The following is a 15,661-nucleotide window of genomic DNA, read 5'->3' on the forward strand; positions in this document are numbered from 1 at the left end:
GGTCGTCTGCGTTGCGAGGGCGCTCTCAGGGACTGAGCCGCTCCACCCGCCACCCCCCGTCCGCCTCCGCCACAAAACGCAACCGGTCGTGCAGCCGGTTCTCGCGGCCCTGCCAGAACTCCACCGCCTGCGGGGCGACCCGGAAACCACCCCAGTGCGGAGGCACCGGCACCTGCTCGCCCTCCGGGTAGCGGGCGGCCAGTTCGGCATACGAGGCGTCGAGGTCGGCGCGGGTGGAGATCACGCTCGACTGGGCGCTGGCCCAGGCGCCGAGCTGCGAGCCGTGCGGGCGGGTGCGGAAGTAGGCGGCGGTCTCGTCGCGGCCGGTGCGGCGCGCGATGCCCGTGACGATGACCTGGCGGGCCATCGGATGCCAGGGAAAGAGCAGCGAGACGTACGGGTTCTCCGCGAGGTCGCGGGCCTTGCGGGAGTCGTAGTTGGTGTAGAAGACGAAACCCTGCTCGTCGAAGTGCTTCAGCAGCACGGTTCGGGAGGTGGGGTGGCCCTCGGCGTTCGCCGTGGAGACGATCATGGCGTTCGGCTCGAAGAGGTGGGCCTGAGTCGCGGCCTGCTGGAACCAGCGTGCGAACTGCGCCACCGGAGTGGCGGCCAGATCGAACTCGGCGAGGCCCTCGGCCCGGTACTGCTTGCGCATCGAGGCGGGATCGAGGGGGACGGCGTCTCGGTCGGTCACACGATCATCCTGCCGCATCCGCAGGTGCCGTCCGCCATGGCGTCCGTCATGATTTCGGCAGGGGCGCCCGTCGCCGACCACGAGCGCCAGTGGCACTGAGTGCCGCGAACCCTCCCCAAAAGTGGCACTCAGGGATATCGTGCTGGTGCGTTCTGGTTGAGCGACCAGCCGCGTGGGGCATCACCAGGGTGGCCACCCAGGACCACGAGTCGCACGATACGACCGGGGATCCAGCGGCCGAGCCGCCGCTTTTCTGCCCTGCACATCTGTCGTACACATCACGAGGAGCCGCCTGATGTCCGACTTCGTACCCGGACTCGAGGGAGTCGTCGCGTTCGAGACGGAGATCGCCGAACCGGACAAGGAGGGCGGCGCCCTCCGGTACCGGGGCGTCGACATCGAGGACCTGGTCGGTCACGTCTCCTTCGGGAACGTCTGGGGGCTGCTCGTCGACGGCGCCTTCAACCCCGGCCTGCCGCCCGCCGAGCCGTTCCCGATCCCCGTGCACTCCGGCGACATCCGGGTGGACGTCCAGTCGGCCCTGGCCATGCTGGCACCCGTCTGGGGCCTCAAACCCCTCCTCGACATCGACGCCGAGCAGGCCCGCGCGGACCTGGCCCGAGCCGCTGTGATGGCCCTCTCCTACGTCGCCCAGTCGGCCCGTGGCCAGGGCCGGCCCATGGTGCCGCAGCGGGAGATCGACAAGGCCCACTCGATCACCGAGCGCTTCATGATCCGCTGGCGGGGCGAGCCCGACCCCAAGCATGTCGCCGCCGTCGACGCCTACTGGACCTCCGCCGCCGAGCACGGCATGAACGCGTCCACCTTCACGGCCCGCGTCATCGCCTCCACCGGAGCGGATGTCGCCGCGGCGCTCTCCGGCGCCGTAGGAGCGATGTCAGGGCCGCTGCACGGCGGCGCGCCCTCCCGGGTCCTCGGCATGATCGAGGAGATCGAACGGACCGGCGACGCGGAGGCGTACGTCAAGCAGGCACTCGACAAGGGCGAGCGGCTGATGGGCTTCGGACACCGCGTGTACCGCGCCGAGGACCCACGCGCGCGCGTACTGCGGCGTACGGCCCGCGAGCTGGGCGCTCCGCGGTTCGAGGTCGCCGAGGCGCTGGAGAAGGCGGCCCTGGCGGAGCTGCACGCGCGGCGCCCGGATCGCGTCCTCGCCACGAACGTCGAGTTCTGGGCGGCGATCGTCCTCGACTTCGCCGAGGTGCCGGCACACATGTTCACCTCGATGTTCACGTGTGCCCGTACGGCCGGCTGGTCGGCGCACATCCTGGAGCAGAAGCGGACGGGCCGGCTCGTGCGCCCGTCTGCGCGGTACGTGGGGCCGGGCGTGCGGCGTCCCTCGGAGATCGAGGGGTACGAGGGCATCGCCCGCTGACGGGGCTTGGGGGGCGCGGGCGGCTGCGGGCCGAGGCATGGGCCCGGGAGTTCAGTCCAGCGCCTCGTCCAGCAGTGCGGCCCACTGCGCCACCACCCGCTCCCGCCGCCCGGTGTCGTCCGTGAGCAGATTCGCGAGGCCGAGGCCGCGGGCCATGTCCAGGAGGCCCTGGACGGTTTCCCGGACGCCCGGGCGGGACTCGTCGGCGTCCAGGAGGTCGACGGCGATGCGGTGGGTTTCGCGGCCGACGTGCGCCTCGAGTTCCGTCACCCGGGGGCGGAGCTGGTCTTCGTTGGAGGCGGCGACCCACAGGTGCAGCGCCGCCCGGAAGAGGGGGCCGGTGTAGAGGTCGACGAGGGCCGACACGACCGCCCGGCGGTCTCCGGCCGCTCCCTGCGGGAACAGGGCGCGGAGCGCCGTCGAGCGTTCCTCGGCCACGTATTCGACTGCTGCCGTGAAGAGGTCCTCGCGGGTGGGGAAGTGGTGTTGGGCGGCGCCGCGGGAGACGCCGGCGCGTTCGGCCACGACGGAGACGGTGGAGCCTGCCCAGCCGTGTTCGGCGAGGCAGGCCACGGCGGCTTCCAGGAGGCGCTGCCGGGTGGCTCGGCTGCGGTCCTGTTTGGGTACGCGGTCGGCGCGGTCGACGCCGTTGTCGGTGGTCACAGCACCCATGTGGGATCCCGTCGTTCCAGGAAGGCCGTCATCCCCTCGCGGGCCTGCGGGGAGGCGAACAGCCGGGCCGAGAGCGCGGTGAGGTCGGCCGCGTCCCGGTCGAATGTTTCGAGCACCTTAGCCGTGAGCAGCGCTTTCGTCTCGGCCAGGCCCCGAGGGGCGGCTCGGCGCAGTCCGTCCAGGATCGGTTCCAGTACGGCGTCCACGTCGTCGCCGGTGGCGGTCAGCAGGCCGATGCGGGCCGCCTCGGGGGCCTCGAAGCGTTCGCCGGTGAGGTAGTAGCGGGCGAGTGCTCGGGGGTCTGTGCGGGGCAGCAGGGGCAGGGAGATGACCGCGGGGGCCACTCCGATCCGTACCTCCGTGAAGGCGAAGGTCGCTCCGGTCGACGCTGCCGCGATGTCGCAGGCCGCCAGGAGGCCGAGGCCGCCTGCGCGTACGTGGCCTGTCACGCGGGCCAGGACCGGTTTGCGCAGCTCGACGATCTGCCTCAGCAGCCCGACGAGTGCGTCCGGGGCCGGAGGGTCGCGGAGGTCGGCGCCCGCGCAGAACGTGTTGCCGGTGTGGGTGAGGACGATCGCGCGTACGTCGGTGTCCTTGGCGCCGTCCGTCAGCGCGTCGGCCAGTTCGCCGACGAGTGCCGCGGAGAGTGCGTTGCGGTTGGCCGGGGAGTCGAGGCTGAGGGTCTCGATGCCACGCGCGCGGGTACGTCCGATCAATGTCATGTGCGCTCCTGCAGTTCCCGGAGTTCGCGGCGGAGGATCTTGCCGGAGGCGGCCCGCGGGACGCTGTCGATGAAGGTGACCCGGCGGACGCGCTTGTAGGGGGCGACGCGTTCGGCGACGTACATCATGACCTCTCCTTCGGAGAGGTCGGTGGCGGTGGGCCGGCGGACGACGAAGGCGTGCGGGACCTCGTTGTTGTCGTCGTTGTAGACGCCGATGACGGCCGCGTCGGTGATGCCCGGGTGGGTGAGGAGGAGGGCTTCGAGTTCGGCGGGGGCCACCTGGAAGCCCTTGTACTTGATGAGTTCCTTGACGCGGTCGACGACGAACAGCCAGCCGTCGGCGTCGACGTGGCCGACGTCTCCAGTGTGCAGCCAGCCGTCCGGGTCGATCATCGCGGCGGTGGCGTCGGGGCGGCCGAGGTAGCCCTTCATGATCTGGGGGCCGCGGATGAGGATCTCGCCGGACTCGCCGGTGCCGAGGTCCTTGTCGGGGTCGTCGAGGGAGACGATGCGCATCTCGGTGCCCGCGATGAGCTTGCCGACGGTCCCGGGGGGTGCGTCGTGCATGGCGTCGAGGGGGACGACGTGGGTGCCGGGTGACAGTTCCGTCATGCCGTAGGCCTGGCCGACGGGTGGCAGGCCGAGCCGCTCGGAGCAGGCGGCGGCGAGGTGGGCGTCCAGGGGTGCGGCGGCGCTGATGACGTGCTTCAGGGACGAGAGGTCGTACTGGGCGACCAGGGGGTGTTTGGCGAGGGCCAGGACGATGGGCGGGGCGACGAACAGGCTGGTGATGCGGTGGTTCTGGATGGCCGCGAGGAAGGTTTCGAGTTCGAAGCGCGGGAGGACGACGACCGTGGCGCCCTGCCTGAGGGGTGCGTTCATGAGGGCCGTCAGGCCGTAGATGTGGAAGAAGGGCAGGACGGCGAGGATGCGTTCGCCGGGGCCGGCCGGCATGACGGGTTCGAGCTGGGCGAGGTTGGTGGCGATCTGGCGGTGCGTGAGCATGACGCCCTTGGGGATGCCGGTGGTGCCCGAGGAGTACGGCAGTGCGGCGACGTCCGCCGCCGGGTCGATGTCGACGTCCGGTTCGGGGGCGGCGGAGGCCAGCATGTCGATCAGCGAGCGGTGTCCGGGCGCGCTGTCGCAGACGAAGATCTCCTCGACGCCGCCGGCGAGTTCGGCGGCCCTGCGTGCCGTTTCCAGCAGGGGTGACACGGTGACGATCCAGCGGGCCGCCGAGTCCTTCAGCTGTTTCGCGAACTCCTCGGCGGTGGCCAGGGGGTGCACGGTGGTGACGGAGGCACCCGCGCGGGTGGCCGCGTAGAAGGCGGTCGGGAAGGCGACGGTGTTGGGGCTGTGCAGGGCGAGCACATGGCCCTTGCGTACGCCGGCCTCGGCGAGCGCGGCCGCGATGCGCCGGTGGAAGCGGTCCAGTTGTTCGTACGTGAGGGTGGTGCCGTCGGTTCCGTCGATCAGGGCGGGGGCGTCACCGTACTCGGCGGCCCGGCCCAGCACCGCTTCGTGGATGGGGAGTTCTACGGGCGGGACGTCTGCGTACTCGCTGCGGAACACGGTTCCTCCAAGGCGGCCACGACGGTCTAGTACGACTTGGGAAGGCCCAGAGTCTGGTGGGAGACGTAGTTGAGAATCATCTCCCGGCTCACCGGAGCAATACGAGCCACGCGTGCGGCCGTTATCAACGAGGCGAGTCCGAATTCGCGGGTGAGGCCGTTTCCGCCGAGGGTGTGCACGGCCTGGTCGACGGCCCTGACGCAGGCCTCTCCGGCCGCGTACTTGGCCATGTTGGCGGCCTCACCTGCGCCGACGTCGTCTCCGGCGTCGTACAGGTAGGCAGCTTTCTGCATCATCAGGCGGGCGAGTTCGAGGTCGATGTGCGCCTGGGCGAGGGGGTGGGCGATGGCCTGGTGGGCACCGATGGGGGATTTCCAGACGGTGCGGTCGCGGGCGTAGGTGATCGCCTGGGCGAGTGCGTAGCGGCCCATGCCGATGGCGAAGGCGGCGGTCATGATGCGTTCGGGGTTGAGGCCGGCGAAGAGCTGGAGGAGGCCTGCGTCCTCGTCGCCGACGAGGGCGTCCGCCGGGAGGCGTACGTCGTCCAGGGTCAGCTCGAACTGCTTCTCGGCTGCGTGCAGTTCCATGTCGATCTGGCGACGGGTGAAGCCTTCGGCGTCCCGGGGGACGATGAAGAGGCAGGGCTTGAGGGTGCCGGTGCGGGCGTCTTCGGTGCGGCCGACTATGAGGGTTGCGTCCGCTATGTCCACGCCGGAGATGAAGACCTTGCGGCCGGTGAGGAGCCAGTCACCGGTGTCCGGGTCGCGGCGGGCCGTGGTGGTGATGCGGTGGCTGTTGGAGCCGGCGTCCGGTTCCGTGATGCCGAAGGCCATGGTTCGGGTGCCGTCGGCGAGGCCCGGGAGCCAGGTGCGTTTCTGGTCCTCGGTGCCGAAGCGGGCGATCACTGTGCCGCAGATCGCCGGGGATACGACCATCATGAGGAGGGGGCAGCCTGCGGCTCCCAATTCCTCCAGGACGATGGAGAGTTCGGCTATGCCGCCGCCTCCGCCGCCGTGTGCCTCCGGCAGGTTGACGCCCAGGTAGCCGAGCTTGGCTGCCTCTGACCAGAGGGCTTCTCGGTCGAAGGTGCGGCCGTGGCGGTTGCCGAGGGCGGCGACTGCTGAGCGGAGGGCTTTGTGTTCTTCGGACTCGATGAGGGCCATCTGGTTTCCTTCGGGGTGCGGGTTGTATGTGGCTGGTCGCGCAGTTCCCCGCGCCCCTTACGTCTCCTCCACCACTGCCAGCAATGAGCCGACCGTCACTTGCTGGCCAGGTACTACGTGCAAAGCTGTCAGCGTGCCCGTGACCGGGGCTGTGATCTTGTGTTGCATCTTCATCGCCTCCAGCCACAGAAGGGGCTCTCCGGCCTGTACAGGCGCTCCTACGGCCAGCCCCTCGGTCACCTTCACGACCGTTCCCGGCATGGGCGCCAGCAGGGAGCCCGGAGCGTGTTGGGCCGTCGGGTCGGGGAAGCGGGGCAGAGCGGTCAGGCGGGTGGCGTTCACGTAGACGTCGTCGCCGTACCGTGCCACCTCGAACTTCTGCTGTACGCCGTCCACTTCGAGTACGACGAGACGCGCGTCCGCGTGGACGACCCGCACCCCGTCCGCCTCCAGACCCGCGCGGGTGTGCCGGTAGCGGGCCTCGTGCTCCTCGCCCGCCATGGCGTACCGCTTGGTCTGGGGCTGGGAGGGGAGGTTGCGGAAGCCGCCGAAGCGGGAGGGGCGGGAGCGGGCGTCGGCGAGGGCGGCGGCCAGGGGGGCGTAGGGGGCCGGGGGCGGGGTGGTCAGTTCGGGGAGGTGGTGCTCGTAGAAGGCCGTGTTCATGGCGGCCGAGGTGAACTGCTGGTGGCGCAGGGAGCGGACGAGGAGGTCGCGGTTGGTGGTGGGGCCGTGGATCGTGGTGCTCTCCAGGGCTCCGGCCAGCCTGCGGACGGCCTCCGCGCGTGTGGGGGCGTGGGCGACGGCCTTGGCGAGCATGGCGTCGTAGTGGACGCCGATGTCGTCTCCGTCGCCGTAGCCGGTGTCCAGGCGGATGCCTTCGGGGGCGGTCAGGCGGTGCAGGGTGCCGGTCTGGGGGGTCCAGTCGTTCGCCGGGTCCTCGGCGTAGAGGCGGGCCTCGATCGCGTGGCCACGCGCGCGTGGGGGGTCGTTCTCCAGGCGGTGGCCTTCGGCGACCCGGATCTGCAGGGCCACCAGGTCGATGCCGAAGACCGCCTCCGTGACGGGGTGTTCGACCTGGAGGCGGGTGTTCATCTCCAGGAAGTGCGCGCGGCCGTCGGCGACCAGGAACTCGACCGTGCCGGCGCCTTCGTAGGCGACGGCGGACGTGGCTTGTACGGCCAGCGCGCACATGTCCTCCGTCAGGCTCTCCGAGAGCCCGGGTGCCGGGGCCTCCTCGATGACCTTCTGGTGGCGGCGCTGGAGGGAGCAGTCGCGGGTGCCCAGGGTCCAGATCGTGCCGTGGCTGTCCGCGAGGACCTGGACCTCGACGTGGCGGCCCTGCTCCAGGTACGGCTCGACGAAGACCTCGCCGTCGCCGAAGGCGCTCGCGGCCTCGGCCCGTGCGCCCTCCAGGGCGGCGTCGAGGTCCTCCAGGCGGCGCACGATGCGCATCCCGCGCCCTCCGCCGCCCGCGGCGGCCTTCACCAGGACGGGCAGGTCGGCCTCGGTGATCCGGCCTCGCTCCAGGGACGCGATGCCCATGAGGTGCTTGGCGCGCGTCTTGGACGCCATCGCCTCGATGGCCTCGGGGGGCGGTCCGATCCAGGTCAGGCCGGCGTCGATGACGGCGCGTGCGAAGTCGGCGTTCTCGGAGAGGAAGCCGTAGCCGGGGTGGACGGCGTCCGCGCCGGCGGCGACGGCCGCCTTCACGATCAGGTCGCCGCGCAGGTACGTCTCCGCGGGCGACGCGCCCGGCAGCCGTACCGCCGTGTCGGCCACGCGCGCGTGGAGGGCGTTTTCGTCGGCGTCGGAGTGCACCGCGACCGTCCGGATTCCCAACTCGCGGCAGGTGCGGAAGATACGGCAGGCGATCTCGCCGCGGTTCGCCACCAGGACAGAACTGATCATGAGCCTCACATCCGGAAGACGCCGAAGCCGCCGCGCGCACCCTCGTACGGCGCGGTGTGGATGGCCGACAGGCACAGGCCCAGGACCGTGCGGGTGTCGCGGGGGTCGATGACGCCGTCGTCGTACAGCCGCCCGGACAGGAACATCGGCAGCGACTCGGACTCGATCTGCTGCTCCACCATGGCGCGCAGGGCGGCGTCGCCGTCCTCGTCGTACGGCTGCCCCTTCGCGGCCGCGGACTGCCGGGCGACGATGGACAGGACGCCGGCGAGCTGCTGCGGGCCCATGACGGCCGACTTGGCGCTGGGCCAGGCGAAGAGGAAGCGGGGGTCGTAGGCGCGGCCGCACATGCCGTAGTGACCGGCGCCGTAGGAGGCGCCCATCAGGACCGACAGATGGGGCACCTTCGAGTTGGAGACCGCGTTGATCATCATCGCGCCGTGCTTGATGATGCCGCCCTGCTCGTACTCCTTGCCGACCATGTAGCCGGTGGTGTTGTGCAGGAAGAGGAGCGGGATGTCGCGCTGGTTGGCCAGCTGGATGAACTGGGCGGCCTTCTGGGACTCCTCGCTGAAGAGCACCCCTTGGGCGTTCGCCAGCACCCCCACGGGATAGCCGTGGAGTGTGGCCCAGCCAGTCGTCAGGCTCGTCCCGTACAGCGGTTTGAACTCGTCGAAGTCGGAGGCGTCGACGATCCGGGCGATGACCTCGCGCGGGTCGAAGGGGGTCCTCAGGTCCTCCGGCACGATGCCCAGCAGCTCGTCCTCGTCGTACTTGGGGGGCTCGGCCGGTCCCGGATCACCGTACGCCTTGCGGTGGTTGAGGCGGGCGACCACCCGCCGGGCCTGGCGCAGCGCGTCCGGTTCGTCGACGGCGAAGTAGTCGGCGAGACCCGACACGCGCGCGTGCATCTCGGCGCCGCCGAGCGACTCGTCGTCGCTCTCCTCGCCGGTCGCCATCTTGACCAGGGGCGGACCGCCGAGGAAGACCTTCGCGCGCTCCTTGACCATGATCACGTGGTCGGACATGCCGGGGATGTACGCGCCTCCGGCGGTCGAGTTCCCGAAGACGACGGCGACGGTGGGGATCCCGGCCGCCGACAGTCTCGTCAGGTCCCGGAAGATGGCGCCCCCGGGGATGAAAATCTCCTTCTGGGAGGGCAGATCGGCGCCGCCCGACTCCACCAGGCTGATGCACGGGAGCCGATTGGCGAGCGCGATGTCATTCGCCCGCAGGGCCTTCTTCAGCGACCAGGGGTTGCTGGCGCCTCCGCGTACGGTCGGGTCATTGGCGGTGATCAGGCATTCGACCCCCTCCACCACGCCGATGCCGGTGACGAGCGAGGCGCCCACCGCGTACTCGCTGCCCCAGGCCGCGAGCGGCGACAGTTCCAGGAAGGGCGTGTCCGGGTCGAGGAGCAGTTCGATGCGCTCGCGGGCGAGCAGCTTGCCGCGCCTGCGGTGCCGTTCGACGTACTTCTCGCCGCCGCCCGCGAGGGCCTTGGCGTGCTCGGCATCGAGGTCGGCGAGCTTGGCGAGCATGGCCTCGCGGGCCGCCCGGTAGTCCGGCCCGCTGGTGTCCAGGGTGGTCGGCAGAACGGTCACAGGAGGGCCTCCGGGATGTCCAGGTGGCGGGAGCGCAGCCATTCACCGAGGGCCTTGGCCTGCGGGTCGAAGCGGTGCTGGGCGGCGACGCCCGCGCCGAGGATGCCCTCGACGACGAAGTTGAGGGCGCGCAGGTTCGGCAGGATGTGCCGGGTGACGGGCAGGTCGAGGGTCTCGGGCAGCAGCTCACGGAATCGATCGGCCGTCAGCTCGTGAACGAGCCACCGCCACGCCTCGTCCGTCCGCACCCACACGCCCACATTGGCGTTCCCGCCCTTGTCCCCGCTGCGGGCGCCGGCGACGAGGCCGAGCGGGGCGCGCCGCGCGGGCCCGTCCGGGAGCGGTTCGGGCGACTCGGGGCTCGGGAGGTCTTCGAGTACGAGGGTGTCCTGTGCCGGAGCCACAGGAACCCGCCGCCCGTCGTGGAGCACCGCCACATGGTCGACGGCGCTATGGGGGACGTACACATCCTCGAAAACCCCATAAGGCGCGCCCTTTCCCGGTGGCGCCAGCACATGGAATCCGGGGTAGCTGGCCAGTGCCAGTTCTACGGCGGCTCCGCTCAGCGCCCGCCCGACGAGCCGCTCGTCCGGGTCCCGCACGACGAGCCGGAGCAGCGCGCTGGCCGTCTCCTCGGTCGGGGCGTCGGGGGCGTCGGTGCGGACGAGGTCCCAACTGACCTCGCCCGGTGCGGACTTGGCCTCCGCGAAGGCGGTTTCCATCTGCCCCCGCACAAGCGCGGCCTTGGCCTCGATGTCGAGGCCGGTGAGGACGAAGGCGACCTCGTTGCGGAAGCCGCCGAGGCGGTTGAGGCCGACCTTGAGGGTGGGGGGCGGGGCCTCGCCGCGCACGCCTTCGACGCGGACGCGGTCGGGGCCGTCCTGAGTGAGACGGATCGTGTCCAGGCGGGCCGTCACGTCCGGTCCCGCGTACCGGGCGCCGGCCGTCTCGTACAGCAGCTGCGCGGTGACCGTGCCGACGTCGACGAAACCGCCGGTGCCGGGGTGTTTGGTGATGACGCAGCTGCCGTCCTCGTGGATCTCGGCGAGGGGGAAGCCGGGGCGCCGGAGGTCCCCCGCGCGTTCGTTGAAGAAGGCGTAGTTGCCCCCGGTGGCCTGCGCCCCGCACTCCAGCACATGCCCGGCGACGACGGCCCCCGCGAGCCGGTCGTAGTCCCCCGGCCCCCATCCGAAGTGGGCGGCGGCGGGCCCGGTGACCAGCGCCGCGTCCGTCACGCGCCCGGTGACGACCACGTCCGCGCCCTCCCGGAGGCAGGCCGCGATGCCGAAGCCGCCGAGGTAGGCGTGGGCGGCGAGGCGGTCCGGATACCGGGCCTTGAGGTCGTCGCCCTCGACATGGGCGACGCGGACGGGGAGGCCGAGCCGGTCGGCCAACTGCCGTACGGCATCGGCGAGTCCGGCGGGGTTGAGACCACCGGCATTGGCGACGATCCGCACTCCGCGCTCGTGCGCGAGCCCGAGGCACTCCTCCAGCTGGCGCGGGAAGGTGCGGGCGTATCCGGCCGCGGGGTCCTTCAGGCGGTCGCGGCCCAGGATGAGCATGGTCAGCTCGGCGAGATAGTCGCCGGTGAGGACATCCAGCTCACCGCCGGTGAGCATCTCGCGCATGGCGTCGAAACGGTCGCCGTAGAAGCCGGAGGCGTTGCCGACGCGCAGGGTCGTCGTCATGCGGTGCCGCCGCCCTTCGGCGGGCGTCCGGCACCTGGTGGGCCCGCGAAGGCCTGGGCGATGTCGAGCCAGCGGTCGGCGTCGGAGCCCTCTGCGTGCAGGGCGAGGTCGGTGCGGTGGGCGCGCTGGGTGACCAGGCGGCAGAAGTCGAGGGCGGGGCCGGTGACGCGGTCCGTGGCGTCCTCGGGGCCGTAGATCCACAACTCGCCGGAAGGTGCCGTCAGTTCGACACGGAACTCCTCGAACGGCGGAGTCAGTCCGTGCACGCCGAAGGCGAAGTCGCGGGTGCGGACACCGAGGCGGGCGATGTGCCGGAGCCGGTCGGTGGGGGTGCGTGCCACGCCCAGCGCGTCCGCCACGTCCCCGGCGTGCGCCCAGGTCTCCATGAGGCGGGCGGTGGCCATGGAGGCGGTGGACATGGGCGGGCCGTACCAGGGGAAGCGGGCGCCGTCGGGTGCGGCCCGCAGCGCGTCGGCCAGCGCCTTGCGCCCGGCTCGCCAGTCCGCGAGGAGCTGCGCGGGCGGCTTCACGGCGCCCTCCTCCGCGCCGTTGTCGACGAAGTCGCCGGGCTGGACCAGCGCCTTCTCGACCTCGCGGGCGAAGGCGTCCTGGTCGGTCACGGCCAGCACGGAGGAGTGGTCGGTCCAGGCGAGGTGCGCGATCTGGTGGGCGACGGTCCAGCCGGGCGCCGGGGTCGCGAGCGCCCACTGCTCCGGGCTCAACTCGGCCACGAGCAGGTCGAGTTCCTCGCTCTCCGCGCAGAGATCGTCGATCACGGGCGTCGGGTCAGCCATGGGGTGAGCATGGCAGCGGACCCAGAAACAAGCAAGCATGCTTGCATTAATTTGTTTTCCACAGGCCCGAACCTGTCCGCACTCGAGTGACTACCCTCGGTTATTGGAGGTGGTCGCCATGTATATGCGCGAACTTGATCCCAGTGCGTCGCCACTGGACTACTACGGCTTCGAGCTACGGCGTGCTCGGGAGGCAGCGGGGCTGACTCAAGCGGCGCTCGGTTCGATCGTGTTCTGCACCGGGTCGCTGATCGGCCAGATCGAGACGACGCTGAAGGTGCCGACGCGGGAGTTCTCCGAGCGAGTGGATGCGGCGCTGGGGACGGACGGGACGTTTTCGCGGTTGGTGGGGCTGGTTCTGCGGAACCAGTTGCCGAGTTGGTTTCAGCCGTTTGCGGAGATGGAGGCGCGGGCGGCGAGCATCGCCACGTTCCAGACCCAGGTGGTCTACGGGTTGCTCCAAACACCGGGGTACGCGCGTGCCGTGCTGGAGGCAGGCTGGGCGGACAAGCTCGACGACCAGGTCGCTGCGCGCATGGAACGGCAACGCATCCTGACTCGGGAGGAACCGCCCTTGGCATGGGTGGTGCTGGACGAGGTGGTGCTGCACAGGCCCTTCGGCGGCAGGGAAGTCATGCATCAGCAGCTGACGCACCTGTTGAACCTCCAGAAACGCCGTCAGCTGCGTGTGCAGTTGTTGCCGTTCGGGGTGGGGCAACACCCGGCCACGGCGGGCTCGTTCACCATTCTGCGTTTCGATGCCGACCCCGACATCGTCTACTCAGAGAACTACGACAAGGGGTACATGACCGCCAACCCAGACGTCGTCAGGGACTGTTCGCATCGTTACGATCATCTGCAGGCCGCAGCCCTCTCAGTCGAGGACTCGGCAGCGCTGATCGCCCGCGTACGGGAGGAACGGTATGCAGAACAGCCAGGACCTGACCGGAGCCCGCTGGCGTAAGTCGTCGTACAGCGGCGGCACCGGAGGTGAATGCGTGGAGGTCGCCGACCTCACCCCCCACACCGCCGTCATAGCCGTCCGCGATTCCAAGAACCCCCCGGCAGGGGTCCTCACCCTCAGCCCGGCTGCCTTCTCCGCCTTCCTCCGAGGTGCCGTCGAGAACCCTCGCGACCGAGGCTGAGTACGGGTGCTCATGCGTGTCGCCACCCGGCGCGGCACGCTGCACCCATGACCGACACCCTCGTACGACCGGCCCGCCGGTGGCCCTGGTCGCGCAGGACGCGGCTGGGCGTGGACCTGGCCCTCGCGATCCCCCTGTTCCTGCTGGAGACGGGGTGGCTCGTGCTGGACTGGATGTACGGCTACGGCCTGGAGGTATGGGCGGCGCAGGGCGACCAGGCGCGGATCGACGCGGCAGCCCTCGCGCACATGGGGCGGTTGCGAGAACTGCTGATCGTCGTACTCGTCCTGGCGGTCGTCGCGGCAGTCTTCCGTGCCCGCTGGACCGTGGTCGCGCACCTGCTGGTGGCGCTCCTGGCCGGCGGAGCGCTGACGGCCGCGCAGCGCGAGTGGAACCACGACCACTCCCCGCCGCCCGGTTGTGTCCGGTACAGCGCCAACTGCTGAACGCGAACCGCTTGAATTGAGGCGCCGAAATTGAGGCGCGCCGCCCACCACCCCCGCAGTACGGTCCCCCGGTGATCGATGAGGATGGCTACTTCGGGGAATCCGTCGCGGCGGGGTACGACGAGTCGACGGCGGAGATGTTCGCGGCGGACACGCTGGATCCGGTGGTCGACCTGCTGGCGGAGCTGGCCGGAAGCGGGAACGGGCGCGCGCTCGAACTCGGCATCGGCACGGGCCGCGTGGCTCTGCCGCTCGCGCGGCGCGGTGTGGAGGTGCACGGCATCGACATGTCCCGGGCGATGGTCGAGCGGATGCGGGCCAAGCCCGGGGGTGACGCGATCAGTGTGACGATCGGGGACTTCGCGACGGCCAAGGCGGAGGGCCGGTTCTCACTGGCGTACCTCGTCTTCAACACGATCAACAACCTGACCTCGCAGGACGCCCAGGTCGACTGCTTCCGCAACGTCGCCGAGCATCTGGAACCCGGGGGCCGCTTCGTCGTCGAGGTGGGCGTCCCCGATCTGCGCCGGCTGCCGCCCGGGCAGAACGCCGTGCCGTTCCGGGTGGAGGACGGACGGCTCGGCTTCGATCTGTACGACGTCGCCACCCAGTCGATGAGCTCGCACCACGTGCGGATCGACGGCGAGGGCCACGGTTCGTATCTCGCCGTCCCCTTCCGCTACGTCTGGCCGTCGGAGCTCGACCTCATGGCCCGGCTGGCCGGGATGCGGCTGCGCGACCGGTGGGACGGCTGGACCCGCGAACCCTTCACCAGCGACAGCCGACAGCACGTGTCGGTCTGGGAGAAGCCCGCCGGCTGAACACAACCGGCACCGGCCGTCAGGCTTCCGGCGCCGGCGCTTTCCCCCGCCCCACCTGCGTCCGCACCGCCCCCATGCTCGCCCCGATGACCAGGGCGATCGCGGCGGCCTGCCAGGGGGAGAGGGACTGGCCCAGGATGAGGAAGCCGGCGGTCGCGGCGAGGGCCGGTTCCAGGCTCATCATGATCGCGAAGGTGGACGCGGGGAGGCGGCGCAGGGCCAGGAGTTCCAGGGTGTACGGGAGCACCGAGGACATGATGGCCACCGCCGAGCCCAGCGCGATCGTCACCGGGTCCAACAGCCTCGCGCCCGACTCGGCGATCCCCAGCGGGAGCATGAGCAGCGCCCCCACCGCCATGGCCAGCGCCAGCCCGTCCGCCTGCGGGAACCGTCGGCCCGTACGCGCACTGAACACGATGTACGCCGCCCACATGGCGCCCGCGCCCAGCGCGAAGGCGACGCCGAGCGGGTCGAGGCCGTCGAAGCCTCCGCCGCCGAGCAGGAAGACGCCGGTGAGGGCGAGTCCGGCCCAGACGACGTTGACCGCGCGGCGCGAGGCCAGGACCGACAGGGCGAGCGGGCCGAGGACCTCCAGGGTGACCGCCGGGCCGAGCGGGATGCGGTCGACCGCCTGGTAGAAGAGGCCGTTCATCGTGCCCAGGGTGATACCGAAGACGATCACCGTGCCCCAGTCGGTGCGCGAGTGGCCGCGCAGCCGGGGGCGGCAGATCAGCAGCAGCACCACGGCCGCGGCGAGGAGGCGGAGGGTGACCACGCCGAGCGCGCCCGCCCGCGGCATCAGGTTCACCGCCAGCGCGGCGCCGAATTGCACCGACACACCGCCGGACAGGACCAGGCCGACCGGTCCGAGGGAGCCTCGGCGATGCGGGGCCGTCGGGGTGTGCACCGCTGACGGTGAGGTGGTGGTACTGGGGCTGGTCACGGGCGGTCCAGGTGCTCGGCTCGGGGTTCACGATTTGTTCATCGAGATGCACTGCCAGGTCCAGGGTAGTGGACTCGGTCAGGCGTGTGAA

15 protein-coding genes are annotated in these 15,661 nt (G+C 70.9%); 5 read left to right on the forward strand and 10 right to left on the reverse strand.

The window, feature by feature from the left end; all coding sequences use genetic code 11:
• Positions 1 to 25: 25 nt before the first annotated feature.
• A complete protein-coding gene (pdxH, locus tag ACFY1U_RS29545) occupies positions 26 to 712 on the reverse strand; it encodes a pyridoxamine 5'-phosphate oxidase (protein WP_390697160.1) in 687 nt (228 codons plus the stop codon).
• A 277-nt stretch (positions 713 to 989) separates the two neighbouring features.
• Between pdxH and ACFY1U_RS29550 the strand changes: the two genes are divergently transcribed.
• Positions 990 to 2,090, forward strand: coding sequence for a citrate synthase 2 (locus ACFY1U_RS29550; protein WP_365836214.1), 1,101 nt, complete (start codon positions 990 to 992; stop codon positions 2,088 to 2,090).
• Positions 2,091 to 2,141: 51 nt separating this feature from the next.
• On the opposite strand, the gene ACFY1U_RS29555 is transcribed toward ACFY1U_RS29550, so the two are convergent.
• From ACFY1U_RS29555 to ACFY1U_RS29590, 8 genes are read right to left on the reverse strand one after another with little or no spacing between them, the layout of a single operon-like run.
• On the reverse strand, positions 2,142 to 2,762 hold the full coding sequence (locus ACFY1U_RS29555) for a TetR/AcrR family transcriptional regulator (protein WP_390697161.1): 621 nt from the start codon (positions 2,760 to 2,762) through the stop codon (positions 2,142 to 2,144).
• Positions 2,750 to 3,484, reverse strand: a complete 735-nt coding sequence (locus ACFY1U_RS29560; protein WP_390697162.1) for an enoyl-CoA hydratase family protein — start codon at positions 3,482 to 3,484, stop codon at positions 2,750 to 2,752. The genes ACFY1U_RS29555 and ACFY1U_RS29560 overlap by 13 nt, the downstream gene beginning before the upstream one ends.
• Positions 3,481 to 5,058: a 4-coumarate--CoA ligase family protein gene (locus ACFY1U_RS29565; RefSeq protein WP_390697163.1), complete on the reverse strand. Its 1,578-nt coding sequence runs from the start codon at positions 5,056 to 5,058 to the stop codon at positions 3,481 to 3,483. The genes ACFY1U_RS29560 and ACFY1U_RS29565 overlap by 4 nt, the downstream gene beginning before the upstream one ends.
• 26 nt (positions 5,059 to 5,084) lie before the next feature.
• Positions 5,085 to 6,221, reverse strand: a complete 1,137-nt coding sequence (locus tag ACFY1U_RS29570) for an acyl-CoA dehydrogenase family protein (protein ID WP_390697164.1) — start codon at positions 6,219 to 6,221, stop codon at positions 5,085 to 5,087.
• Between the two features lie 57 nt (positions 6,222 to 6,278).
• On the reverse strand, positions 6,279 to 8,129 hold the full coding sequence (locus ACFY1U_RS29575) for an acetyl/propionyl/methylcrotonyl-CoA carboxylase subunit alpha (protein WP_390697165.1): 1,851 nt from the start codon (positions 8,127 to 8,129) through the stop codon (positions 6,279 to 6,281).
• Positions 8,130 to 8,134: 5 nt separating this feature from the next.
• On the reverse strand, positions 8,135 to 9,733 hold the full coding sequence (locus tag ACFY1U_RS29580; RefSeq protein WP_390697166.1) for an acyl-CoA carboxylase subunit beta: 1,599 nt from the start codon (positions 9,731 to 9,733) through the stop codon (positions 8,135 to 8,137).
• Positions 9,730 to 11,421 carry an acyclic terpene utilization AtuA family protein gene (locus ACFY1U_RS29585; protein ID WP_390697167.1) on the reverse strand — a complete coding sequence of 564 codons (1,692 nt, stop codon included), beginning with the start codon at positions 11,419 to 11,421 and terminating at the stop codon, positions 9,730 to 9,732. Before ACFY1U_RS29585 ends, ACFY1U_RS29580 begins: the two co-directional genes overlap by 4 nt.
• The gene (locus ACFY1U_RS29590; protein WP_390697168.1) at positions 11,418 to 12,215 is read right to left on the reverse strand and encodes a TIGR03084 family metal-binding protein; all 798 of its coding nucleotides are present in this window, start codon (positions 12,213 to 12,215) and stop codon (positions 11,418 to 11,420) included. The genes ACFY1U_RS29585 and ACFY1U_RS29590 overlap by 4 nt, the downstream gene beginning before the upstream one ends.
• Before the next feature lie 118 nt (positions 12,216 to 12,333).
• Between ACFY1U_RS29590 and ACFY1U_RS29595 the strand changes: the two genes are divergently transcribed.
• From ACFY1U_RS29595 to ACFY1U_RS29610, 4 genes are all read left to right on the forward strand, one after another.
• Positions 12,334 to 13,179, forward strand: a complete 846-nt coding sequence (locus ACFY1U_RS29595; protein WP_390697169.1) for a helix-turn-helix domain-containing protein — start codon at positions 12,334 to 12,336, stop codon at positions 13,177 to 13,179.
• Positions 13,139 to 13,360, forward strand: coding sequence for a DUF397 domain-containing protein (locus ACFY1U_RS29600; protein WP_390697170.1), 222 nt, complete (start codon positions 13,139 to 13,141; stop codon positions 13,358 to 13,360). Before ACFY1U_RS29595 ends, ACFY1U_RS29600 begins: the two co-directional genes overlap by 41 nt.
• 47 nt (positions 13,361 to 13,407) lie before the next feature.
• Positions 13,408 to 13,806: a DUF6234 family protein gene (locus ACFY1U_RS29605; RefSeq protein WP_390697171.1), complete on the forward strand. Its 399-nt coding sequence runs from the start codon at positions 13,408 to 13,410 to the stop codon at positions 13,804 to 13,806.
• 71 nt (positions 13,807 to 13,877) lie between these two features.
• Positions 13,878 to 14,627 (forward strand): class I SAM-dependent DNA methyltransferase, encoded by a 750-nt coding sequence (locus ACFY1U_RS29610; RefSeq protein WP_390697172.1) that lies wholly within the window; start codon positions 13,878 to 13,880, stop codon positions 14,625 to 14,627.
• A 19-nt stretch (positions 14,628 to 14,646) separates the two neighbouring features.
• On the opposite strand, the gene ACFY1U_RS29615 is transcribed toward ACFY1U_RS29610, so the two are convergent.
• Positions 14,647 to 15,570 (reverse strand): DMT family transporter, encoded by a 924-nt coding sequence (locus ACFY1U_RS29615; protein WP_390697173.1) that lies wholly within the window; start codon positions 15,568 to 15,570, stop codon positions 14,647 to 14,649.
• Positions 15,571 to 15,661: the final 91 nt, after the last annotated feature.

Origin of the sequence: Streptomyces sp. NPDC001351 (assembly GCF_042896045.1) — a bacterium.
Taxonomy (GTDB): Bacteria; Actinomycetota; Actinomycetes; order Streptomycetales; family Streptomycetaceae; genus Streptomyces.

Bases quoted from the DNA above. Each gene is read 5' to 3' on its own strand.
- ACFY1U_RS29600 (WP_390697170.1), top strand. From the start codon at position 13,139: ATGCAGAACAGCCAGGACCTGACCGGAGCCCGCTGGCGTAAGTCGTCG.
- pdxH (WP_390697160.1), bottom strand. From the start codon at position 712: ATGCGGCAGGATGATCGTGTGACCGACCGAGACGCCGTCCCCCTCGAT.
- ACFY1U_RS29550 (WP_365836214.1), top strand. From the start codon at position 990: ATGTCCGACTTCGTACCCGGACTCGAGGGAGTCGTCGCGTTCGAGACG.
- ACFY1U_RS29595 (WP_390697169.1), top strand. From the start codon at position 12,334: ATGTATATGCGCGAACTTGATCCCAGTGCGTCGCCACTGGACTACTAC.
- ACFY1U_RS29585 (WP_390697167.1), bottom strand. From the start codon at position 11,421: ATGACGACGACCCTGCGCGTCGGCAACGCCTCCGGCTTCTACGGCGAC.
- ACFY1U_RS29555 (WP_390697161.1), bottom strand. From the start codon at position 2,762: ATGGGTGCTGTGACCACCGACAACGGCGTCGACCGCGCCGACCGCGTA.
- ACFY1U_RS29605 (WP_390697171.1), top strand. From the start codon at position 13,408: ATGACCGACACCCTCGTACGACCGGCCCGCCGGTGGCCCTGGTCGCGC.
- ACFY1U_RS29575 (WP_390697165.1), bottom strand. From the start codon at position 8,129: ATGATCAGTTCTGTCCTGGTGGCGAACCGCGGCGAGATCGCCTGCCGT.
- ACFY1U_RS29560 (WP_390697162.1), bottom strand. From the start codon at position 3,484: ATGACATTGATCGGACGTACCCGCGCGCGTGGCATCGAGACCCTCAGC.
- ACFY1U_RS29590 (WP_390697168.1), bottom strand. From the start codon at position 12,215: ATGGCTGACCCGACGCCCGTGATCGACGATCTCTGCGCGGAGAGCGAG.
- ACFY1U_RS29570 (WP_390697164.1), bottom strand. From the start codon at position 6,221: ATGGCCCTCATCGAGTCCGAAGAACACAAAGCCCTCCGCTCAGCAGTC.